The sequence below is a fragment of the Rhodococcus sp. FH8 genome (genome assembly GCF_019266085.1).
Classification (GTDB): domain Bacteria; phylum Actinomycetota; class Actinomycetes; order Mycobacteriales; family Mycobacteriaceae; genus Rhodococcus_F; species Rhodococcus_F qingshengii.
Window position 1 is genome coordinate 261,599 of sequence record NZ_LPNQ01000065.1, and the last position, 20,372, is coordinate 281,970.

Sequence of the window (20,372 nt, forward strand, 5' to 3'; positions counted from 1 at the left end):
CGGTGAGTTGCCTCGGTTGCCGCTCGTTCGCGATTGATCACACGCACACGGTATGACAGATCGCGGTCGAGGTTGGCACCGACTCTGACGATTGCATCCTTTTGTCCTAATTGACTGTGATCTCGAACACACTCGAATTCGAGATTGGATTCAGGTCACAGCACCTGAACTGCAGGTTTACATATTCATCCAATGTGTCACGTTTTCGATTGGACGGAAACAAACTGGACGTACGTATTTAGCTTGGCTACAAAGACGTGCAGCGAACAAAACGTGCGCCGCGTCATAGATATTCATGCAAGGAGTCACATATGGGGTCCCTCGGAAACCTCCTCAAGGCCAACGGTATGGGCTGGGGCATTCTCCAGCTTCTGCCCCTGGTCAACATGCTCAAAACCCTTCAGGGGCTGGACACCGCGAGCTCGAACTCCTGACGTTCGACCTCGAGAAATCTTCCGAAACAACACAGGAGTAGTCGCATGACCTCGATTCAGAATCTCGACGCCTTCCTCAAGAGCGTTCTTGCATTCGTGACCAAGTTGAACGCGGGATCGGCAGACGGCTCGGGTTCGGCCGGTTCGGCCGCCGAGTAGTTCTCGGTCCTCACTTCATCTCAACTGCATTCCGACAAAAGGAGGCCCGACATGGGTTCATTCGAAGACTTCAGCGGCGTCGTCAAGACGTTCATTCCGGTGCTCAAGGACCTGTTCACGGCACTCGGTGGTGGCTCTCTCACCCCTGGGACGGGATCGGCGGCCGATAAGTAAGTCCAGTTTGTCCGAAAGTGTGGCTCGCAGTTGTCTGCGGGTCACACTTTTCGGCTTTTCACTGTGAGCTAAATCACATTATGGGACATTCTAGAGGGTGGATTTGCGCTTTGAACTGCAATTATCCGTAAAGGTGTGACCGAAAGTCCGCATTGATAGCTATTAGGTAGCTAGACAAGTGTGGAAAGCCGGTCTATAAATGCAGGCAGCGCCAAGTAAGTGCGCTACATCACAGCTCGGGATGTTGTTCGGGGGCGGTTCAGCCATCCGTGCGGCAGAAGTTCCCGAACCATCTCGGCCACCGCCTGCGGCCGGAATGGCGCTGGAACATCACACCACCTCACATACAGGAGAACCTCCTATGTTCGGATCACTCAGCACCCTCGGACCCCTGCTCACCGCGCTCGGAGCTTTCCTCAAGTCCGTTCCCACCGAATCGCTGTCCGGCAAGGGCGAGGGCTCGTCCACCGGTTCACTCTCGGGTCTGTCCAGCGGATCCGCCGAGTAGTCATCCCTTCCGGCAGGTCCATTCGGCTCTGCCGATCGGATTGCATGCAGGTGCCCTCTGTCCACTGTCGTGGCCGGAGGGCACTCGCGTTTGCGGAGATGGTCGCAGCTGCCGTTTTGGCATGTGAACACAGAACTGCGAGTGGCAGCACCTGCGTACGATGGTTCGACGACATCGGCATACGGTCACCGCGACGTCCGGTGCTCCCGAATTCAGAGGTAGCCGACCGCGAGGTGACGCATGGTAGGGACGAGTCGCTTTCTGCGCCTTCTCCTAGTGCTGGCCGTCGTACTTGCGGCATCGTTGATCGGCATCCTCACGCGCCCACCAGGTTTGCTCGCGACTTTCTGGTGCGCCAACGCCATTCTGCTGGGAATGATGGTCAGATGGCCGGTCCTGATCGAATGGCGGACGTGGATCGCCGCGGCCGTCGGATACGTCTGCGCTGACCTGATTACGGGCAACTCGCTGTCGCTTGCCCTGCAGCTGAACGGGGCCAACCTCGCCGGAGTGACGCTCGGTGTTCTCGTTCTGTACTACTTGAAGCGCACACCGTTCCGATTGGTCGATTCGCAGTCGCTGGTATGGATGGTCTTCGTTTCGTTCGTCGCGGCGACTGGTACCGCGGCCACGGCCGGCGCCTTGGACCGGCTCTTACGCGGTCAGTCCTTTGCCGACACGTTTTTCCACTGGGGTGCCACCGAGGTCATGGCGTACCTGCTGGTCCTTCCTCTCATTCTCACTCTCACCATCCCGTCGAGCCTTGCCGAGTTCCGCAGGAAACTGACCGCCAGAACTGTCGCCGCTCTGAGCGTTCCGCTACTCGCCACTGCAGCCTGCGTGCCGATCGCCCTCAGTATCGAAGGGCCGATTGCGCTGGTCTTGCCGATTCCAGCTCTCCTCTGGTGTGCCACTCGCATCTCGGTTCCGAGCACTGCCTTCGTTTCAGTGGTCTGGTCGGTGTGGTCACTCATGATGGCGGGTAGCGGTCGACTCGACATCGGAGATCAAGCCGCCTCGACGTGGAACGAGGACGTCATCACGTCCATAGCGGTCACCCTGATCGCGTTGGGGCCGATAGCGGTTGCCTGTGCGACCGAGGAACGCCGTGCTGCCGAGCGTGAGCTCTTCCTTGCCGTCGAATTCGACCATCTGACCGGGGTCCTCTCGCGCGGTGCGTTCCTCGGCCACGCGGAAGCGGAACTTGCCGACGCGGCTCGCACACAATCTCCGGTCGGCCTGCTGATGCTCGACCTGGACCACTTCAAGAGCATCAACGACACGCATGGACATATGACCGGTGACAGCGTTCTCGCGAACTTCGCCGAGCGGGCCGCTGACCGATTGTCGGACGGCGATCTGATCGGAAGGCTCGGCGGCGAGGAGTTCGCCGTTCTGCTTCCGGACTGCAGCTACGCGCGAGCAATCGATGTCGCCGAGGCGGTCCGCGGCGCGCAAGTCGAGTACTCGGCCGAATCAGATGTGACGAGCACCGTCAGCGTCGGCGTCGCGTGGGTCGATCATGCGACGCCGGCGCTGTCGACCCTCATGAGCGTCGCAGACGAGGCTCTGTACGACGCCAAGCGTGCTGGGCGCAACCTCGTGAAAGTGCACCGCGTCGGCAACGACACCGTGCCGCAACGGAATTCCGAGCCGGACACTGCCACCCGCACCTATCGCAAACCTGCGCTACCCCGAACGATCCGGCGAGGATTTGGCCGCGAAGGTGTGGTGGACGGCCGATAACCGCGCTGACCTGCATCGGGATTGGCATATAGTCGCACCCATGCAGCTTGATTCGACGCCTTCGCCCCTGCCGACGCTTCCGCTCCGATTCGGAACCCCACTGACCGAGAACTCCATCCGCATGATGATGTTGGGATCAGGCGAGTTGGGTAAGGAAGTTGTCATCGCGCTGCAGCGTCTGGGCGTCGAAGTGATTGCGGTGGATCGGTATCCCGATGCCCCTGGGCACCAGGTGGCTCATCGTGCTCATACCGTCGACATGACCGATCCGGAAGCACTGCTTGCCGTCATCGAGTTGGAAAAGCCTCACTTCGTGGTTCCCGAGATCGAGGCCATCGCGACGGATGCGCTTGCACTCGTCGAAGAACGCGGGGGTGCGGTGGTCATTCCGACCGCCCGAGCCACCCAGCTCACGATGAACCGTGAGGGAATCCGTCGGCTCGCGGCCGAGGAGTTGGGCCTGCCCACTTCGCCGTACGCTTTCGCGGACTCGCTTGCCGAAGTGCAGGCAGCGACAGACCGAATCGGTTTCCCGTGCGTCATCAAGCCAGTCATGTCCTCGTCGGGGAAGGGACAGTCGACGGTTCGATCCGCCGAAGATCTCGACGCCGCATGGGATTACGCGATGGCCGGAGGTCGTGTGAATCACGGCCGGGTGATCGTCGAAGGCTTTGTCGATTTCGATTACGAGATAACGCAATTGACAGTTCGAGCCGTCGGTGAGAGCGGTCAGGTCGAGACGTCGTTCTGCGAACCGATCGGGCACCTGCAGGAGGCCGGAGACTACATCGAATCGTGGCAGCCGCAGCAGATGTCCGCGGTTGCCCTCGCCTCGGCCCGAGACGTCGCCGAGAAGGTGACCACGGCTCTGGGCGGGCGAGGCATCTTCGGCGTCGAGCTATTCGTGAAGGGCGACGACGTCTTCTTCTCCGAAGTGAGCCCACGGCCGCACGACACCGGATTGGTGACTCTGCGGACGCAGCGACTTTCGGAGTTCGAACTGCATGCCCGCGCGATCCTGGGCTTGCCGGTCGACACGACGCTCACGTCTCCAGGAGCATCGGCAGTGATCTACGGCGGAGTGGAGGCAAAGGGGATCGGATTCGACGGCGTCGCCGAGGCGCTCGCGGTTCCCGAGACGGACCTGCGGCTCTTCGGCAAGCCGGAGAGCTTCACGCGTCGTCGCATGGGTGTTGCAGTGTCGACGGCCGCCGATGTGCCTACTGCACGCGACCGTGCTCGCGAGGCTGCGTCGAAGGTGCGTCCCGTCGGATGAGTCCAGCGGCCGAGGTCCTCGTCGGGCTGGTCATCCTGGTCGGTCTGATCGGTGTCGTCGTTCCGATTCTCCCGGGGACGCTTCTCGTTTTCGGTGCAATTCTGGTGTGGGCGATCATGACCGGTGGTGCCACGGCGTGGACGGTGTTCGCGCTGTCCGCGCTGGCACTGGTGGTCACCGGGATCGTGAAGTACACGTGGCCGGGCAAGCGGATGAAGTCCGGGGGAGTGCCCAACCTGTCGGTTGTGGTCGGCGGCGTCGTCGGCATCATCGGGTTCTTCGTGATTCCGGTCGTGGGCTTGTTCCTGGGATTCATCGTCGGAACGTATTTCGCGGAACTAGCGCGGCTGCGCCGTTACGACATCGCTTGGTCGTCGACGCTTCACGCGGTGAAGGCAGTCGGATTGTCCATGCTGGTGGAACTGTTCGGAGCGCTGATCGCGGCGGGGCTGTGGCTGGGAGCCGTTGCGTTCACCTGAGCGCAGCGGTACCAGGAGCGGGCGTTGTCGCACATGACCGCGGGCAGGTCGTCGCCGACAGCGTCGGCGATCACGTCCAGGTCGTGGACCTCGAACGCTCGACGTGCCCGTGTGCCGGGTAGATCGGTGCCGAACATCAGCGCAGCGGGATTGACCGCGTGGATCTGGCGCAGCACATCGCTGACGTCGGAGATGGTGGTGCGGCCGAACCCGGTGGCTTTGACGCGCACTCCGCGGTCGACGAGGTTGAGGAGATACGGCAGTCCGCGGGTGGACATTCCCAAATGGTCGATGCTCACCGCGGGCAATTTGGCGAAGACCGGTTCCAACGACAGCAACAGCGTGGCATCGACGTAGAACTCGGCGTGCCAGCCGACCAGATCGAAAGCGCGGTTGGCAAGATCGGCAAGCAGACGCAGGTCGGTGGCGCCGCGGCGCAGGTTGAACCGGACGGCACGCACTCCCAGTGCGTCCAGGGCAACGATGTCTTCATCCGTCGCATCGAGCGGCAAAGCAGTGACGCCCACCCAGCCTTCGCCGAGTTCGGACAAGGCAGCTTTCAGGTATTCCTGGTCATTGCCCTGGTACGACGCGGTCACCACCGCGCCGCCGTCAACGCTGAGGCCCTTCAGCGAGGCAATCCGGGCCCGGTAATCGGCCACGGTGAAGGGCTCAGGCAGGTACCCGTGATTCTCGACCAGCGGGAAGCGCGGGTCGATGATATGCACATGGGCGTCAAACACGGGGTCTATTTTGCCCTGTTGCCTTGGGTCCCTGCACACACCACCGGCCCGATGTGACCTGGGTCGCGTCGGGCCGGTGGAGGGCTTCTGTTCAGTTACTTCCGCGCACTCAGTTCGCGCGGTCGGGCTCGGATGCCTTCAGCATGTCGTGACGCTCGACGACCTTGATGCGCTCACGGCCCTCGGGCTCGCCCAGGCTGCGCTCGTGCGCGTCGAGGCGGTACCAGCCCTGCCAGGTCGTGTACGGAACCTGCTTGCCTTCGAGGAACTCGATGACGGCGTTCTCGTCGGGGTTCGCGGCGCCCGCGAAGTCGACGGAATCCTCGAGAAGATTCGCGACGGTTTCGTTGGCGTCACCCTTGGTGTGGCCGATGAGGCCGACGGGGCCGCGCTTGATCCAGCCGGTGACGTAGGTGGCCGGCATGAACCGGGCTGCGCCCTCGGCGTTGTCGTCGGCGACGACGCGTCCGGCGTCGTTGGGGACGGTGCCGGCCTGGTCGTCGAACGGCAACTGCGTGATGTTCTGCGAGAGGTAACCGACGGCGCGGTACACGGCCTGGACATCCCAGTCCTTGTACGTGCCGGTGCCCTTGACGTTGCCGGTGCCGTCGAGCTGAGTGCGCTCGGTGCGCAGGCCGACGACTTTGCCGTCTTCACCGAGGATCTCCGTGGGAGATTCGAAGAAGTGCAGGAACAGCTTGTGAGGACGGGCTCCGACGTCGCGAATTGCCCAGTCCTGCAGCGTATTCGCAACCATGTCGACCTGCTTGGAGTTGCGGCGAGCCTGCTCGGAACCCTCGTCGTAGTCGATGTCCTCGGGGTCGACGATGACCTCGATGGTCGGCGAGTGGTCGAGTTCGCGCAGTTCGAGAGGGGTGAACTTGGCCTGGGCCGGGCCGCGGCGTCCGAAGACGTGAACCTCGACGGCCTTGTTGTTCTTGAGGCCCTCGTAGACGTTGGCGGGGATCTCGGTCGGCAGCAGTTCGTCGCCGGTCTTGGCGAGAACGCGGGCGATGTCGAGGGCAACGTTGCCGACGCCGAGGACGGCGACCTTCTCGGCTTCGAGCGGCCACGTACGCGGTACGTCGGGGTGGCCGTCGTACCAGGAGACGAAGTCGGCCGCGCCGTAGCTGCCGTCGAGTTCGATGCCCGGGATGCCGAGCGCACGGTCGGCGTTGGCGCCGGTGGAGAAGATGACCGCGTCGTAGAACGACTGCAGGTCGTCGAGGGTGATGTCGGTGCCGTAGTCGATGTTGCCGAGCAGGCGTACCTGAGGCTTGTCGAGCACCTTGTGCAGGGCGGTGATGATGCCCTTGATGCGCGGATGATCGGGCGCGACGCCGTAACGAATCAGGCCGAAGGGCGCGGGCATGCGCTCGAAGAGGTCGATGCTGACGCCGCGGCCGGAAACTGCGGTGTCGGATTTCATGAGGGCGTCGGCGGCGTAGATGCCGGCGGGGCCGGCGCCGACGATCGCGACCCGGAGTGGGCGGTTGGAGTCAGTCATCGTGAGGACAGCTACCTTCTTCGAAGTTCGGACAACATATCGACAAGTATCCAATTTAGCCGAACCTAAGCACAGTGCCTCGGTTGCGGCCGAACGGATCCACACTCTCACTCGATCGGTTGTGGGTAAACCTATTCTTTCCTCCCATTCTCATGTTGTCTCGGGTATCCGGGGTAGGGGCCTGATCCTTGACGGGCCACAATTTCAAGTTGTGGGGGACTATTGGCGTTATGAGTGACGAGCTGCGCGAATCCGACAACATCGATGGCAAGAAGGCGTCTGCGGGGCCGTTCCTCTTGGCTGTCGCCATCGTCGCCTTGATCCTGGGTGGAATCTTCGTCGCCTCGTGGATCTCGCCGGCCGAGGAGAACGTCACCGAGTCGGACCGCGTGAGCCGCTCCGTCACCGACTACGTCGATGCCGAGAATCGGAATGACGCGGAGACGATCAAGACCCTGACCTGCGCGAGCTTCAATTCGAGCAACGGTCCTATGGCCGGCGTCGACGGGACGGTCGAGTTGAAGGGTGTGGACGGGGTCGCGGTCAACGGCGATCGCGCCCGGGCCGACGTGACGATCACCGGTGGCGGAGCGGGCGAGCGAGTCTCGACCTGGGCCCTGACCCGTGACGGCAACCGTTGGGTCGTCTGCAACTGACGGCCCGCTCAGGCGCTCACGGCAGTCTTGTGAAAACATGGACTACGTGAGTTACGCAGGCGATCTGACGCCGGAGCAAGCCTGGGAGCTGCTCCGCGAAAACCCCGACGCCGTGCTGGTCGACGTGCGGACCGATGCGGAGTGGAAGTACGTCGGCGTCCCCGATGTGTCCTCCCTCGGCAAGCAGGCCGCACTGATCGAATGGGTGAGCCACCCGACCGGCGCGCGCAATGACAACTTCGTCGACCAGTTGAAGGAAGCCGGCATCACTGCTGATTCCTCCGGGTCGGAGCGTCCGGTGATTTTCCTGTGTCGATCCGGACAGCGTTCCATCGGTGCGGCGGAAGCTGCGACTGCGGCGGGCATCGGCCCGTCGTACAACGTGCTCGACGGGTTCGAAGGCGCATTGGGTGCCGACGGACATCGCGGACTTGTAGGTTGGCGGGCCATCGGCTTGCCATGGAGGCAGCAGTGAGCGGAATTCCCCAGGGTGGCGCATTTCAACGAGCGCTGCCGGACGACGTCGGTCTCGGCACTCTCGGAGTTCGCGGCGGACTGATGCGTACCGGGTTCGAGGAGACTTCCGAAGCGCTGTTCCTCAACTCCGGATTCGTCTACGAGAGTGCAGAAGCCGCCGAACAAGCCTTCACCGGCGAGGTGGATCATTTTGTCTACTCCCGCTACGGCAACCCGACCGTCAAGATGTTCGAAGAGCGTCTGCGTCTCATCGAAGGCGCGGAAGCCTGCTTTGCGACTGCCAGCGGAATGTCGGCAGTCTTCACGGCGTTGGGCGCACTGTTGGCCAACGGCGACCGATTGGTGGCTGCGCGCAGCCTCTTCGGATCCTGCTTCGTCGTGTGCAACGAGATTCTTCCGCGCTGGGGAGTCGAGGTCGTCTTCGTCGACGGTGAAGACAACGCGCAGTGGGAAGAGGCGCTGTCCGTGCCTACCACGGCAGTGTTCTTCGAGACGCCGTCCAACCCGATGCAATCTCTCGTCGACGTTCGACGGGTGTCGGAGCTTGCTCATGCAGCCGGTGCAAAGGTAGTGCTGGACAACGTCTTCGCGACGCCGCTTCTGCAGCGCAGCCTCGATCTGGGTGCCGACGTCGTGGTGTACTCCGGCACCAAGCACATCGACGGTCAGGGCCGCGTGCTTGGTGGCGCGATCCTCGGTACCGAGGAATACATCAGCGGTCCCGTTCGAGAACTGATGCGGCACACCGGTCCTGCGCTCAGTCCATTCAATGCGTGGACTCTGCTCAAGGGCCTGGAGACGATGCCGGTCCGTATTCGGCACTCCGTGGCTTCGGCACTCGAGATCGCCGAATTCCTCGAAGGACACTCCGGCGTCAAGTGGGTCAAGTATCCGTACCTGACGTCGCATCCGCAGCACGAGCTCGCGAAGTCTCAGATGAGCGGTGGCGGAACGGTTGTCACGTTCGAGCTCGATGCGCCTGACGGAGAGGGCAAGAAGCGGGCGTTCGAGGTTCTCAACGGTCTGCGCGTCATCGACATCTCCAACAACTTGGGAGATTCCAAGTCGTTGATCACTCACCCCGCCACGACAACGCACCGGGCCATGGGTCCGGAAGGCCGTGCAGCAGTGGGTCTTACAGACGGCGTTGTCCGTCTGTCCGTCGGGCTCGAAGACACGGCTGATCTGTTGGCTGATCTGAAGCGAGCTCTGGGGTAGTCCCGCCGTAAACCGCGGAGAGTTTCGAGGGTAGTGCCGTCGAAACTCTCCGCTCAGATTGGCGCCAATTGTTGTGTGACGAGGCTGAGGCCGGCCATGTTCAGGGTTCCACCTGCGCTGAGTGGGTCGTTCGGAAGGATGCTGAACGCCACGGTTACCAGAACGTCTTGGGCATTCTGCGCTGAGGTGAGGTCACTGCGAATCTTGGGAGTCAGTGTGCTGTTGTACAATTCGACGTTCGACTGTGTTGTTACATAGGTTCTGAATGCGTTGACAGTAGTTGGCAGGGTGCCGCCGGCAAGTGATGGGTCCGCGGTTACCGATGCTCGCAACCGAGGGCCAGTAGCTGAAACCGGTGAATAGCAGTAGTAGACGTAGTCGTAGCCTGCCCGCAGTCTGAACGAAGCGATATCGGCAATTTCGGTATAAACGTTCGGGTTGGGGTCTGGGGCGTAGACTCTCTCGGACCACCCGCTCGCGCCGTCTTTGACACACGCCCCTAGTGACAACGTGCCTGCCGTGACCTTCGCGCCGGACAGTGTTTCCTGGTCGACCCATTTTGCGAGTGAGTTCCCCCCGCCGAGCATGACCGCCAGCGCGACGGTCGCTGCAAGCGCACCCTTTATTTGTCTCTGCATCAGGGCACCAAATCCTCGATCTCGGCCGGAAGTTCGCCCGTTGCTGTCTGTCGCACTCCCGCTCCCGTTGTGAATTCGACGAATTCCGCTCCTGCGGTGCCGATGATCCACAACTGATTGGTGCCGGATAGCCAGTGCAGTACATCGGTCGATTCGATGGACGTGCGATAGATCCGAGTCCCGAGCGCGTCGTACACGTCAAGCAAAATTCCGGTGTCGCTGTGGATTCTGCGGGCGGTATATGAATCCGGACCTGTTGAGACGAGGTCGGATCCGATCTGTGTTTCAGTCGGGGGCGGGGTTGTTGTTATCGCTGTGATCTCGGTAGTGGTCGTGGTTTCCGGTGTTGTGCTCGCAGTAGTCGTCGGCGTGGTTGTAGTCGGTGTCGTTGTGGTCGACGTGGACGTTGATGGAGTCGGTTCGGTGGTACCTGTGGCGGTGGTTGCCGTCGGTGTTGTTGTTGCCGGAGTAGTGGTTACGGTCGACTGAGTCGATGTGGGCGTGGGTGCACTGGCAGCCATTCTGCTGGCGGCGCTGGTTCCGGAAATCTTCGAGCCACAGTATGTTCCACCGAAGAGAAGGCCTTTGGTCAGAGTGAAGCCCGTCCACATAGGGGCCGTCCGTCCGTTTTCAATCGAGTAAATCCGTACTGTAGATGTGCCGCTCAGATCGAGAAGTGCGGGTGGGAGCGTGATGTCGACGCTAGTGGAACTCTGGGTGTTGTCGCTGTACGTGGTTCCGTCGGGCTTGAGTACCAGAACACGATAGGTGTAGGTTCCCGGTCCTGGCGCCGTCCACGTGATTCGAGCACTGGAGGCAAAAAGACCCGGCGAATAGTCCTCGCATGTGAATGTCTGGACTGTGGCGAACTGGCCGGTCTTTGCGGTTGCGGTGTCGGTGATCGCGGCGGCGGTATTACCGATCGGTGACATCGCCAGCAGTGCACCCAGTCCGGCAGCTGTAACGAGGATCAATTCCCTCTGCCGCCAGGGTGCTGTGAGGATGCGCGACGAGACCTGCGTCGAACCTGAACGAGGCGAATTGTGTTCGGGCACAGTCGGAGTGTCGTTGGGTATGCCCTCTTCAGGCATGCCGCCGCTCGGTGGACCTTCGCCGCGCGGTGCTGGACGAAATGCGATCATCAACAGGGTGCCGGCGAACAATCCGCCGGCGAAGATTCCGATCGGACCGGACAGCCACGCAAGTACGTAGCCGACTCGACTCATGCTGAATACAACCAGGTCTGCGTCGGCGACCGCGTATGTTTCGCTGTCGGGAGCATTGTTGGCGTCACCTTTGAGTGTCAGTGACGACAGATTGTTGTCCAGCTGATCGATTCCGTACACGCGGTGAGTGAGTCGATCTCCGCCGTTGGTGGTGACACTGACAATGTCGCCAACCGTCAACTCGGATACCGGTTGGGATTTCACAAATGCCAACGAGCCGGTCGGTATCGCGGGAGACATCGAGCCGGATCGAAAGACGACGGGTTTGATGCCGAATGCCAATGACAGTGCTGTGGCGACGATGCACAGAATTCCGAGTACTGCGCCCGTTGTCAGCGCAGCCTGCTTGAGGCGATTGATCGTGTCCGGGCGGTTGGGATGTGACATATCGATTCAGACCGCCGTTCCCACGATGTTGAGTTGCGTATAGGGGAGGTTTCCGCCTGCCGGAGTACCTGCGGCCAGAGTCATTTTCACGCACAGAATCCTGCTGGCCCCAGCGGCCAGCGTTATCGGGCTTGCGAGGAGCGCCGCTGTACTGCCACCGCCGACCAGCGCGAGCTCTGCCTTTTGCGCAGTGCCGGAGCACGCCGATCCAGAGGATGTGCTATCCAGATACACCGAGATTTTCAGCGCCGCAGCGAAACTCGGCGGAGTCGATGCGGGAGACTGGGCCGTGATGGCGAGAGAGGCACCGAAGGACCCGGAGTTCTTCACGGTCAGACTCTGTGTCACAGCGGTTGTGGATGTCATGGCGCTCGACGACAGGTCGATGGTGATGTTCTTTGCCTCGGTCACACCAGTGCTCGATGCGACCAGGTTGACGGTTCCCGCGGAGAAGTCTCCTGACGTGGATGTGGCTGTTGCACCCCAGGCCGCCATAGTGCTCAAAGTGCCGACTCCGAGCACCATACCGAGTGAGAGCAGCGCCCGAATACGAGTGCTTCGGGCTCCGGAAAAACGCTGACGCAACGAGCTGTCATTGCCCGCCATGGTGCACACCATCTTTCGTCGATCTGGTTGTTTCCGGATTTGCGGTGTCAGCTGAATCGTCTGGTGCGGATCCTTGTGGCTCGCTCCGGTTCTTGTTGCGAGAGCGCATACTTTCACGTGTCCCGCTGGCGATCATGTACAGCGCGTAAACACCCAGCGTGCCGACTGCAACAGTAAGAATGGTCTTGCGTTGGTCGCCGGTCAACCAACTGTTGACGTGTCCAAGGTAGGGAACGGAATACCACACCTTGCCTCGAATCTGTACGGGGCGTACGGGCTTCTCGTCGGGGGTGTTGTTGGCGTCGCCCTGCGTGATGAACGTGCGTTCGCCTTTGGTGTTGATGCTCATCGAAATGATTCGATGTGTGACAACAGTCGGCTGGCCTGATTCGAGTTGGTAGGTGATAGGCATGCCGACGGTCAGATCGCCCTCGTCCACAGGTTTGACAATGATGAGTGTGCCCGGTTGGTAGGTAGGGCGCATCGAGCCCGTGAGGATCGTAAAACGTTGTGAGCCAGTCACGATCGGTATCACGATCGTGACGACGATGACCGCGCACAGAGCGAACAGTAAAACCCAGGTCACAACTGAGCTGACCCACCACAACGGGCCGGTCCGTTCACGTCGATGGGAGTGTTTCGTGTTCATTCGCTTGTCGCCTGTCATTTTGATCGAGTCCTACACCTGAACTGCTGTGAAGGTGAAAACGAGCTTGGTCGACACCCCGCCCGCTGTGGTTCCTGTCATGTTCACCGACGCGCGCATGCACCAGACCGTGGAACTGCCGTTGGCCAAGGAGATTCCGGGGTTCGCGGGCACCGGATATACGGCGCTTGTTGCCGGTCCCGAATAGACAGAGGTTCCGGCAACGGGTGAGCCTGTTGATACGTTGTTCGGGCAATCCGTGGTGCTCAACACGGTCGATATCTTGAGGTCGAGAACAGGATTTGTGTTGGTGGCAGTCACGGAAGCCAATCTGAATCTCAGACCGGAAGCGTTGGTTGCCGGGTTCAGGATGGTCAGCGGCATCTGCACGGCGGTTGTAGACGTCATCCCAGTCCCCGCGAACGTGCTCCAGGTGTAGGTACTGGCGGCGTTGGCAGCCGTAGAACCAACCTTGAGTGCAAACGTGCTACCACCGGCGGTCAGTACGTCGTTGCTGATCGGGGCAGCAGACTTCCAAAGCGCGCCGGTGCCTTGCGCTGATGCGAACATCAACACAATCACCGACGCGCCCGCAAGGGCTCCCCAAGCTCTCCCCTTCATGGATCGTTTATGCCGGGATTGCTTGCTGTTGCAGCTTGATGGCGAGGTTCGACAAGTTGACCGACGCGCCCTGAGCCACAAGAAGCTGAACGTCAGCGAAGGTCAATGTGACCTTCACCGTCACAGGTTTGCCGTTGTCGGCTTCGGTCAGTGGGGATGCGGCCGTGACTACGGTGCCGCCTACGGTCACCACCGTTGTTGCCGTGATGTTGTCTTTGAGTTGATTCGCGGTGGCTCCTGGAGCTGCCGTCGTGCCGGCTGTGATGGTGCTCGTGTCCGCTGCGATAGTTGCGGCGAGGCGATCGCCATCTGCGGTGATCGACGTTGTGCAGTCGAAGGTGAGCACTTCGGTCGGCACAATTCGCCATGCGGTGATATCTGCAATCGGCTTCACCGTCGGGTTCGTGGACTGCCACCCAGTTCCGGATACCGGGGCGCAGGGAGCGAGCTGCAACGTGCCCGCTGTGACAGCGCCGCCGCCGCCGACAACTTCGCTGTCACTCCACATTGCGAGCGAGCCGGCACCGCCGAGGAGGAGGGCACCGGCCGCCGCAGCAGCGATCGCACCCTTGGTCTGCTTCTTCATGAAAATCTCATTTCATGTCTGGGGCCCGAAATGGGGCCATTCAGACATGAGTATCAGACACGGCAAACGATTCGTTACCACTTTTCGAAAAATCAATTTTACGACTGGAGTCCAACTGTCACTCGGTGTCGAAATGATCTTTGACCTGCGTCTAACTACTCGTTTGTAAGTTTGGTGCGAATAAAACCGTTGGTTTGTTCAGTTGGACAAAGCGGACGAGTCGGAACCTGGCAAATCTGCTGTTTTTTACCAGTTAATTACCGAGTTTCGGTTTTGTTTTGCAATTTGAATCAATTGTTTGTGTTGCTACGAAATGGATCGGTTGTTGTTCCCACAAGATCGGCGACCGACTCGAGGACGATGGTCGGGCGGTAGGGATAGAGCTCTACCGACGCGCGGGTCGAGATCCCGGTCATCACCAGAATCGTCTGCAGTCCGGCTTCGAGGCCACAGACGATGTCGGTGTCCATGCGGTCGCCGATCATCAACGTATTGGCGGAATGAGCGCCGATGGACCGCAGGGCTGAGCGCATCATCAAGGCGTTGGGCTTGCCGACGTAGTAGGGATCGCGTCCGGTTGCCTTGGTGATGAGTGCCGCGACCGAGCCGGTGGCCGGCAGCGAGCCGTCTCGCGACGGTCCAGTGGCGTCCGGGTTGGTGGCGATGAACCGTGATCCACGCTCAACCAGGCGAATGGCGGTGGTGATTGCCTCGAAGGAGTACGTTCGCGTCTCGCCGAGTACGACGTAGTCGGGGTCGCTGTCCGTCAGCACGTAACCGATGTCGTGCAGGGCAGTGGTCAGGCCCGATTCGCCGACCACGTAGGCGCTGCCGCCTGGCCGCTGGTTGGCCAGGAACGTCGCGGTTGCGAGCGCTGACGTCCAGATCGACTTCTCCGGGATGTCGAGTCCCGAATTGAGCAGGCGTGCTCGCAGGTCACGCGGGGTGCGGATGGAGTTGTTGGTGAGCACCATGTACGGGATGTCGTTCGACGCCAGCTCTGCCAGGAACGTGTCCGCTCCAGGTATCAAGTGCTCCTCGTGGACGAGAACCCCGTCCATGTCCATGAGGTAGGTCCAACCGGTCTGATCTTCTGTACTGGTCATTACTCCAGTATGTGCGGGTGGCGCCCGATGTGGGCGGTCAAGCGAGAAGGCGCCACAGTCCGATCAGGCCGACGACGACAATCGTGTAGCGCAGTGCAGTGGGGGACAGGCGCCGTCCGTAGCGGGCACCGAGAACGCCACCACCGAGTGAGCCGACGGCGATCAAACCGGCTGCTGCCCAATTGATCTGATCGAATGCCAGAGTGATGTACATCCCTGCTGCAACGATGTTGACGAGCAGCGACAGCAGGTTCTTCGCGCCGTTCATGCGCTGGAGGGTTTCCGGGAGGATGGCACCCATCACACCGATGAGAAGGATGCCCTGCGCGGCAGTGAAGTACCCGCCGTAGATGCCGACTGCAAAAGTGCCGGCGGTCAGGAGCATCAGCCTCTTGGTGGACAGCGTCGTTTCTTCGGTGGAACGCTTCTTGGCCCACGCCTGGATGCGTGGTTGGAGGAGGACGAGCGCGAGAGCGAGGACCAGCAGCACCGGAACGATGGTCTCGAACAGTTTCTCGGGTAGATGCATGAGCAACCACGAACCGAGTAGTGCCCCGGCGAGTGACGCCGGAATCTGCCACTTCAGTCGATCCCACTGTCCGGACAGCTCACGTCGGTAGCCCCAGGTACCCGAAACTCCGCCGGCGACGAGCCCGACCGCGTTGGACATGGTTGCGGTCACGGGCGGCATGCCGAAGGCGACCAGCGTCGGGAACGTGATCAGCGTTCCACTGCCGACCACGGCGTTGATCGCGCCCGCGCCGATACCGGCCAACAAGATGAAGAAAGCGTCGAGTCCACTCACTCCGCAGACGGTACGGCAGAGGAAAAGTCAGTCCGGACGGCGGTCCCGGTCTTCATTCGAACGCTCCATTGAACACGCCGAGCGCGGCTGCGGACACCGTTGGAATCAATGCGATTTCAACATCGTGGACCCTTCATTTCCCTTGCAGTGCAGGGAAATACAACATTTGACGACTCGACATTTCGCGTCTAGTCTTTGCTCACCATCCAGAGCGACCGAGAGACCTGGCTCGTCGACGTCGCAGCAACCCCCCGAGTGATCGGGAGCGGGTGCTACCGCCAGGACCGATGGAAGGCATCACATGGGTACCACTTCGCACGCTGCGCACAAGCGACGTCACATCGATCTGTGCCGCACCGCTTCGTGTCACTGTCGCTGACCGAACTCTCGTCGTCTTCGCAACTCGAGCGCACCAACTCGAGGACACAGCTGCGTTCCCATTTCCCCGAAAGGTCTATTCGTGATGTCCACTCCGTCAGGTAGCGCGCCGTGAGCGCGCCCACCGATGTCCGCCCCGAAAAGTCGGTGTCCGAGTCGCAACTTCCCGACTCGGAGCTTGTCGTCGCTCGCACCTGGCACCCGCTGCGCTGGGTGATCAGTGCGGTCGTGCTGGTCCTGCTTGCTCAGTTCATCCACGGGCTCGTCGTCAACCCCGGCTGGGACTGGCCGACGTTCGCGCAGTACTTCACCGCGAAATCAGTGCTCGCCGCGCTGTGGATGACGATCAAACTGACCTTGTGGGGGACGATCCTCGGTTTCGGTCTCGGTGTCTTCCTGGCGCTCGGTCGGTTGTCGAAGAATCCGGTCCTGCAGGTGATCGCCTGGACCTACATCTGGGCCTTCCGCTCGATTCCACTCATCGTGCAGCTGCTCTTCTGGTTCAACATCACATACCTGTACCAGACGCTTTCTCTCGGAATACCTTTCGGTCCCGAGTTCTTCACCTTCCAGGTCAGCGGTGTGATCGGCGGATTCACCGCAGCAGTCATCGGTTTGGCGCTGCACCAGGCTGCATACTCGGCCGAGATCATTCGCTCCGGAATCATCTCGGTGGATCACGGTCAGATCGAAGCTGCTCACTCGCTCGGTATTCCGCGCAGTCGCCAGTTCTTCAAGATCGTTCTCCCGCAGGCAATGCGGGCGATCCTCCCCAACGCCGCCAACGAGGTCATCGGACTCTTCAAGGGAACGTCGATCGTCTCCACCATGGCAATCGCCGAACTGTTCTACCAGGTGCAGGTCATCTTCGGACGCAACGGACGAGTCGTGCCCCTGCTGATGGTCGCCACGATCTGGTACATCATCCTCACGACGTTGCTCTCGATCGGTCAGTACTACGTGGAGCGCCACTATGCACGAGGATCCGCCCGTGCTCTTCCGTTGACTCCGGTACAGAAGGCGCGCAAGAAGTTCGAAGAGATTCGCGATGCGCGTCTCGATATTCCGAGAGGTGCGACCCGATGACCGCAGAACTGGCCGAAGATACGGTGTACGCCGTCGAAGCACGCGGAATTCACAAGTCTTTCGGTGCCTTGGAAGTACTTGCCGGCGTTGATCTCCTGGTTCGCAAGGGCGAAGTGACCGTCATTCTCGGTCCGTCGGGTTCCGGTAAGTCCACCTTGCTGCGGACCCTCAATCACCTCGAAAAAGTCGACCGCGGAACCGTACGGATCGACGGAGAGCTGATCGGATACCGGCGCAAGGGAAATCGACTCCACGAACTGCGTGACCGCGAGATCCTGAAACAGCGTTCGCACATCGGATTCGTGTTCCAGAACTTCAACCTGTTTCCGCACCTGACCGCGTTGGAAAACGTGGTGGAAGCGCCGCTCTCGGCCCAGAAGCGTGATCGTGACGAGGTGTACCGCGAGGCCCGCGCGCTGCTCGAGCGAGTGGGGGTGGGCGACAAGGCGGACGAGTATCCGCGCCAACTCTCCGGTGGCCAGCAACAGCGCGTCGCGATAGCGCGAGCGCTGGCACTGCGGCCGGCGGTCATTCTCTTCGACGAGCCGACGTCGGCGCTCGACCCGGAACTGGTGGGCGAGGTTCTCGAAGTCCTCGCTCAGCTGGCCCGTGACGGCGCCACCTTGGTGATCGTCACACACGAGGTCGGATTTGCTCGGGAAGTGGCGGACACTGCGGTCTTCATGGACGGCGGCGTCATCGTCGAACAGGGCCCGCCTTCGCAGGTGATCGACAATCCGGTCCACGAACGGACCAAAGCCTTTCTCTCCCGCGTCCTCTGACGCGACCCAGACTCATTCCCGGAAGGAAAAATTGATGTTCTCCACATCCCGTCGCGCGACTTTTCTGATCTCGGCGCTTGCCACCGTCGGATTGCTCAGCGCTGCATGCAGCAGCGCGGACGCCGAGTCCGACGGCGCCCAGGTCACCGCTGCTGCGGGTTACAACCTCACGGCCGATCAGAACCGCATCACCACCGACAAGGTGGATTCCATCGCCGCCGAGCTACCTCAGGACATCCGCGATCGTGGCACGCTGCGCGTCACCGGTAGTGCCGGTTCCGCTCCGCCGCTCCGTTTCTACGCCGACGACGACACCACCCTCATCGGTTCCGAGACCGACTTCGCCTATCTGATCGGTGACGTTCTCGGCTTGAAGGTCGACCTGCAGACAGCAGATTGGGCACAGAACTTCGTCCGGATCGACTCCGGTGAGGCCGACGCCTTCCTCTCCAATGTGACTGTCACAGAAGAGCGTAAGGAGAAGTACGACTTCGCGACCTACCGTCTCGACACCCTCGCCTTCGAAGCCAAGAAGGGTGCCGGAATCTCCATCAAGGAACCCAAGGACGTCGCGGGCAAGAAGATCGCCGTCTCCTCGGGCACCAATCAGGAAGCGCTGCTGGTCAAGTGGAGTGAGCAGAACGTCGCGGCCGGCCTGGCGCCTACCGACATCTCTTACTACCAGAACACCACCGACTACTACCTCCCGCTGCAGTCCGGCCGGATCGACGCCTACTTCGGCCCGAACCCGTCGTCGCAGTTCCACGCCAAGCAGTCGGGGGAGACCGAGGTTGTCGGTGAGTTCTCCGGGGCCGGCGACACCCTGCAGGGGCAGATCGCGGTGCTGGTGAAGAAGGACAACGGCCTGATCAAGGCGATCAACGACGCGATCAACCACACGATCGAGAACGGCACGTACCAGCAGATCCTCGAGCGCTGGAACATCACCAGCGAAGCCGTCGACACGTCCCTGATCAACCCGCCCGGCCTTCCGAAGACCAAGTGAGCTCTCGTCCATGAGTGAGATTCTCGATGTGATCGTCATCGGCGGAGGACTCGTCGGGTCCTCCGCCGCATGGCGGCTCGCGGCACGCGGACGTAGCGTAGTTCAGCTGGAACAGTTCGGGCCGAGTCACAAGCACGGTGCGTCGCACGGTACTTCGCGTATCTACCGGCAGGCGTACGACAATCACCTGTACACAGGTTTGGCGGCCGGCGCGCTGCCGCTGTGGCGGGAGTTGGAGACCACGACGGACATCGGGTTCCTGGAACTCACCGGTGCCGTCGATCACGGCCTGCCGCAGGCAGTGCAGTCCAAGGCGAAGATACTTCGCGAGGCGGGCATCAAGGGTGAGATCCTCACTCCTGCCGAGGCGTCCGCCCGTTGGCCGGGGCTGCGATTCGACACCACGGTGCTCCATCACCCCGACGCAGGCCGGTTGCACGCGGACCGCGCCGTGACCGCTCTGAAGGCGGGAGCGGTGTTTGCCGGTGCCGAGGTCCGTCACGATGTTCGGGTGTTGGCACTCGCGCGAGCGTCCTACGGCGTGGACGTGGTGACGGACAGTGGAACGCTCGCAGCTCGTCAGGTCGTGATCGCGGCCGGTGCGTGGACTGCGGACCTGATCGCAGACAGCGGTCTCGGCTCCGAGATCGTATTGCCGACACTGCGCACGACACAGGAACAACCAGCACACTTCGCACCGCTCGATCCCGGAGTCGAGTGGCCGAGTTTCGTTCACCACACCGGCGCAGAATTGGAGACCGCGGGGATCTACGGGCTCGGTTCGGAGGACGGGATCAAGATCGGCGAACACGCGACCGGGCCGGTGGTGACTCCGCAGACCCGTGACTACACCCCTGACGTCGACGGAGAGCGGCGATTGGCCCAGTACGCCGAGTCGTGGTTGCCCGGCGTCGATTCCACCCGTGTCGAGTCGATCACGTGCCTGTACACGAGCACGCCGGACAGTAACTTCGTCATCGACCGAGTCGGCGCCGTCACGGTGGCGGCGGGATTCTCGGGGCACGGGTTCAAGTTCGGTCCGGCCTTGGGTGAACTTGTGGCGGACCTCGTCGACGGAACCACCCTCGCTCCGGAAGTTTTCAGGCTGGGGGAGCGTTGACC

General features: G+C 61.4%; 24 protein-coding genes and 1 riboswitch. Of the genes, 14 read left to right on the plus strand and 10 right to left on the minus strand.

All coding sequences use genetic code 11. The features are described 5' to 3' along the window. The first annotated feature begins 311 nt into the window (after positions 1-311). From ATN38_RS32805 to ATN38_RS15595, 6 genes are all read left to right on the plus strand, one after another. Positions 312-434, plus strand: coding sequence for a hypothetical protein (locus ATN38_RS32805; protein ID WP_003944443.1), 123 nt, complete (start codon positions 312-314; stop codon positions 432-434). A gap of 210 nt (positions 435-644) precedes the next feature. Further along, complete coding sequence (locus ATN38_RS32810; protein WP_019749478.1) at positions 645-767, plus strand: hypothetical protein; 123 nt, start codon at positions 645-647, stop codon at positions 765-767. A gap of 361 nt (positions 768-1,128) precedes the next feature. Continuing rightward, positions 1,129-1,275 (plus strand): hypothetical protein, encoded by a 147-nt coding sequence (locus tag ATN38_RS15580; protein ID WP_007726811.1) that lies wholly within the window; start codon positions 1,129-1,131, stop codon positions 1,273-1,275. A gap of 240 nt (positions 1,276-1,515) precedes the next feature. Next, the gene (locus tag ATN38_RS15585; RefSeq protein ID WP_231783042.1) at positions 1,516-3,021 is read left to right on the plus strand and encodes a GGDEF domain-containing protein; all 1,506 of its coding nucleotides are present in this window, start codon (positions 1,516-1,518) and stop codon (positions 3,019-3,021) included. Between the two features lie 40 nt (positions 3,022-3,061). Then, a complete protein-coding gene (purT, locus tag ATN38_RS15590; RefSeq protein WP_218748225.1) occupies positions 3,062-4,297 on the plus strand; it encodes a formate-dependent phosphoribosylglycinamide formyltransferase in 1,236 nt (411 codons plus the stop codon). Then, on the plus strand, positions 4,294-4,776 hold the full coding sequence (locus tag ATN38_RS15595) for a DUF456 domain-containing protein (protein ID WP_042924222.1): 483 nt from the start codon (positions 4,294-4,296) through the stop codon (positions 4,774-4,776). The genes purT and ATN38_RS15595 overlap by 4 nt, the downstream gene beginning before the upstream one ends. On the opposite strand, the gene ATN38_RS15600 is transcribed toward ATN38_RS15595, so the two are convergent. Then, entirely contained in the window at positions 4,680-5,519 is an 840-nt protein-coding gene (locus tag ATN38_RS15600; protein WP_223304639.1) for an amidohydrolase family protein, read from the minus strand. The two genes, ATN38_RS15595 and ATN38_RS15600, sit on opposite strands and share 97 nt — an antisense overlap. 109 nt (positions 5,520-5,628) lie before the next feature. Beyond that, positions 5,629-7,026, minus strand: a complete 1,398-nt coding sequence (locus tag ATN38_RS15605) for an FAD-dependent oxidoreductase (RefSeq protein ID WP_003944405.1) — start codon at positions 7,024-7,026, stop codon at positions 5,629-5,631. A gap of 230 nt (positions 7,027-7,256) precedes the next feature. Here ATN38_RS15605 and ATN38_RS15610 point away from each other — a divergent pair, with 230 nt between their 5' ends. From ATN38_RS15610 to ATN38_RS15620, 3 genes are read left to right on the plus strand one after another with little or no spacing between them, the layout of a single operon-like run. Next, entirely contained in the window at positions 7,257-7,682 is a 426-nt protein-coding gene (locus ATN38_RS15610) for a hypothetical protein (RefSeq protein WP_007726820.1), read from the plus strand. A 46-nt stretch (positions 7,683-7,728) separates the two neighbouring features. Beyond that, the gene (locus tag ATN38_RS15615; protein ID WP_007726822.1) at positions 7,729-8,157 is read left to right on the plus strand and encodes a rhodanese-like domain-containing protein; all 429 of its coding nucleotides are present in this window, start codon (positions 7,729-7,731) and stop codon (positions 8,155-8,157) included. Then, positions 8,154-9,377 carry an O-succinylhomoserine sulfhydrylase gene (locus tag ATN38_RS15620; RefSeq protein ID WP_172403504.1) on the plus strand — a complete coding sequence of 408 codons (1,224 nt, stop codon included), beginning with the start codon at positions 8,154-8,156 and terminating at the stop codon, positions 9,375-9,377. Before ATN38_RS15615 ends, ATN38_RS15620 begins: the two co-directional genes overlap by 4 nt. A gap of 53 nt (positions 9,378-9,430) precedes the next feature. Here the strand turns inward: ATN38_RS15620 and ATN38_RS15625 are convergent, their stop codons facing one another. From ATN38_RS15625 to ATN38_RS15660, 8 genes are all read right to left on the minus strand, one after another. Next, positions 9,431-10,015 carry an alternate-type signal peptide domain-containing protein gene (locus ATN38_RS15625; RefSeq protein ID WP_007726825.1) on the minus strand — a complete coding sequence of 195 codons (585 nt, stop codon included), beginning with the start codon at positions 10,013-10,015 and terminating at the stop codon, positions 9,431-9,433. Then, positions 10,015-11,628, minus strand: coding sequence for a signal peptidase I (locus tag ATN38_RS15630; protein ID WP_161120391.1), 1,614 nt, complete (start codon positions 11,626-11,628; stop codon positions 10,015-10,017). Before ATN38_RS15630 ends, ATN38_RS15625 begins: the two co-directional genes overlap by 1 nt. A 6-nt stretch (positions 11,629-11,634) precedes the next feature. Beyond that, positions 11,635-12,234, minus strand: coding sequence for a hypothetical protein (locus ATN38_RS15635; RefSeq protein ID WP_149357767.1), 600 nt, complete (start codon positions 12,232-12,234; stop codon positions 11,635-11,637). Then, the gene (locus ATN38_RS15640) at positions 12,221-12,901 is read right to left on the minus strand and encodes a signal peptidase I (protein ID WP_007726828.1); all 681 of its coding nucleotides are present in this window, start codon (positions 12,899-12,901) and stop codon (positions 12,221-12,223) included. Before ATN38_RS15640 ends, ATN38_RS15635 begins: the two co-directional genes overlap by 14 nt. 12 nt (positions 12,902-12,913) lie before the next feature. Further along, positions 12,914-13,501: a hypothetical protein gene (locus ATN38_RS15645; RefSeq protein WP_144245898.1), complete on the minus strand. Its 588-nt coding sequence runs from the start codon at positions 13,499-13,501 to the stop codon at positions 12,914-12,916. 7 nt (positions 13,502-13,508) lie between these two features. Next, positions 13,509-14,087 (minus strand): alternate-type signal peptide domain-containing protein, encoded by a 579-nt coding sequence (locus ATN38_RS15650; RefSeq protein WP_007726829.1) that lies wholly within the window; start codon positions 14,085-14,087, stop codon positions 13,509-13,511. A gap of 290 nt (positions 14,088-14,377) precedes the next feature. After that, positions 14,378-15,193 (minus strand): HAD-IIA family hydrolase, encoded by an 816-nt coding sequence (locus ATN38_RS15655; RefSeq protein ID WP_003944345.1) that lies wholly within the window; start codon positions 15,191-15,193, stop codon positions 14,378-14,380. A 37-nt stretch (positions 15,194-15,230) separates the two neighbouring features. After that, entirely contained in the window at positions 15,231-15,998 is a 768-nt protein-coding gene (locus ATN38_RS15660) for a sulfite exporter TauE/SafE family protein (protein WP_003944404.1), read from the minus strand. 199 nt (positions 15,999-16,197) lie between these two features. Beyond that, a riboswitch (SAM riboswitch) is annotated at positions 16,198-16,292 on the plus strand. A 7-nt stretch (positions 16,293-16,299) separates the two neighbouring features. Between ATN38_RS15660 and ATN38_RS33400 the strand changes: the two genes are divergently transcribed. From ATN38_RS33400 to ATN38_RS15680, 5 genes are all read left to right on the plus strand, one after another. Beyond that, positions 16,300-16,377, plus strand: a complete 78-nt coding sequence (locus tag ATN38_RS33400; protein WP_350318888.1) for a putative leader peptide — start codon at positions 16,300-16,302, stop codon at positions 16,375-16,377. A 110-nt stretch (positions 16,378-16,487) separates the two neighbouring features. Continuing rightward, positions 16,488-17,462 (plus strand): amino acid ABC transporter permease, encoded by a 975-nt coding sequence (locus ATN38_RS15665; protein WP_003944440.1) that lies wholly within the window; start codon positions 16,488-16,490, stop codon positions 17,460-17,462. Beyond that, the gene (locus tag ATN38_RS15670; RefSeq protein ID WP_003944418.1) at positions 17,459-18,244 is read left to right on the plus strand and encodes an amino acid ABC transporter ATP-binding protein; all 786 of its coding nucleotides are present in this window, start codon (positions 17,459-17,461) and stop codon (positions 18,242-18,244) included. The genes ATN38_RS15665 and ATN38_RS15670 overlap by 4 nt, the downstream gene beginning before the upstream one ends. A gap of 34 nt (positions 18,245-18,278) precedes the next feature. Then, positions 18,279-19,250 (plus strand): ABC transporter substrate-binding protein, encoded by a 972-nt coding sequence (locus ATN38_RS15675; RefSeq protein ID WP_007726832.1) that lies wholly within the window; start codon positions 18,279-18,281, stop codon positions 19,248-19,250. Between the two features lie 10 nt (positions 19,251-19,260). Next, complete coding sequence (locus ATN38_RS15680; RefSeq protein WP_064443279.1) at positions 19,261-20,370, plus strand: FAD-dependent oxidoreductase; 1,110 nt, start codon at positions 19,261-19,263, stop codon at positions 20,368-20,370. The last annotated feature ends 2 nt before the right edge of the window (positions 20,371-20,372 follow it).

What these genes read in the sequence shown, in the direction of transcription:
- ATN38_RS33400 (WP_350318888.1), top strand. Translation starts at nt 16,300, where the DNA reads ATGGGTACCACTTCGCACGCTGCGCACAAGCGACGTCACATCGATCTG.
- ATN38_RS15610 (WP_007726820.1), top strand. Translation starts at nt 7,257, where the DNA reads ATGAGTGACGAGCTGCGCGAATCCGACAACATCGATGGCAAGAAGGCG.
- ATN38_RS15580 (WP_007726811.1), top strand. Translation starts at nt 1,129, where the DNA reads ATGTTCGGATCACTCAGCACCCTCGGACCCCTGCTCACCGCGCTCGGA.
- ATN38_RS15680 (WP_064443279.1), top strand. Translation starts at nt 19,261, where the DNA reads ATGAGTGAGATTCTCGATGTGATCGTCATCGGCGGAGGACTCGTCGGG.
- ATN38_RS15605 (WP_003944405.1), bottom strand. Translation starts at nt 7,026, where the DNA reads ATGACTGACTCCAACCGCCCACTCCGGGTCGCGATCGTCGGCGCCGGC.
- ATN38_RS15670 (WP_003944418.1), top strand. Translation starts at nt 17,459, where the DNA reads ATGACCGCAGAACTGGCCGAAGATACGGTGTACGCCGTCGAAGCACGC.
- purT (WP_218748225.1), top strand. Translation starts at nt 3,062, where the DNA reads ATGCAGCTTGATTCGACGCCTTCGCCCCTGCCGACGCTTCCGCTCCGA.
- ATN38_RS15635 (WP_149357767.1), bottom strand. Translation starts at nt 12,234, where the DNA reads ATGGCGGGCAATGACAGCTCGTTGCGTCAGCGTTTTTCCGGAGCCCGA.
- ATN38_RS15675 (WP_007726832.1), top strand. Translation starts at nt 18,279, where the DNA reads ATGTTCTCCACATCCCGTCGCGCGACTTTTCTGATCTCGGCGCTTGCC.
- ATN38_RS15595 (WP_042924222.1), top strand. Translation starts at nt 4,294, where the DNA reads ATGAGTCCAGCGGCCGAGGTCCTCGTCGGGCTGGTCATCCTGGTCGGT.
- ATN38_RS32810 (WP_019749478.1), top strand. Translation starts at nt 645, where the DNA reads ATGGGTTCATTCGAAGACTTCAGCGGCGTCGTCAAGACGTTCATTCCG.
- ATN38_RS15640 (WP_007726828.1), bottom strand. Translation starts at nt 12,901, where the DNA reads ATGACAGGCGACAAGCGAATGAACACGAAACACTCCCATCGACGTGAA.
- ATN38_RS15645 (WP_144245898.1), bottom strand. Translation starts at nt 13,501, where the DNA reads ATGAAGGGGAGAGCTTGGGGAGCCCTTGCGGGCGCGTCGGTGATTGTG.
- ATN38_RS15585 (WP_231783042.1), top strand. Translation starts at nt 1,516, where the DNA reads ATGGTAGGGACGAGTCGCTTTCTGCGCCTTCTCCTAGTGCTGGCCGTC.
- ATN38_RS15625 (WP_007726825.1), bottom strand. Translation starts at nt 10,015, where the DNA reads ATGCAGAGACAAATAAAGGGTGCGCTTGCAGCGACCGTCGCGCTGGCG.
- ATN38_RS32805 (WP_003944443.1), top strand. Translation starts at nt 312, where the DNA reads ATGGGGTCCCTCGGAAACCTCCTCAAGGCCAACGGTATGGGCTGGGGC.
- ATN38_RS15630 (WP_161120391.1), bottom strand. Translation starts at nt 11,628, where the DNA reads ATGTCACATCCCAACCGCCCGGACACGATCAATCGCCTCAAGCAGGCT.
- ATN38_RS15650 (WP_007726829.1), bottom strand. Translation starts at nt 14,087, where the DNA reads ATGAAGAAGCAGACCAAGGGTGCGATCGCTGCTGCGGCGGCCGGTGCC.
- ATN38_RS15655 (WP_003944345.1), bottom strand. Translation starts at nt 15,193, where the DNA reads ATGACCAGTACAGAAGATCAGACCGGTTGGACCTACCTCATGGACATG.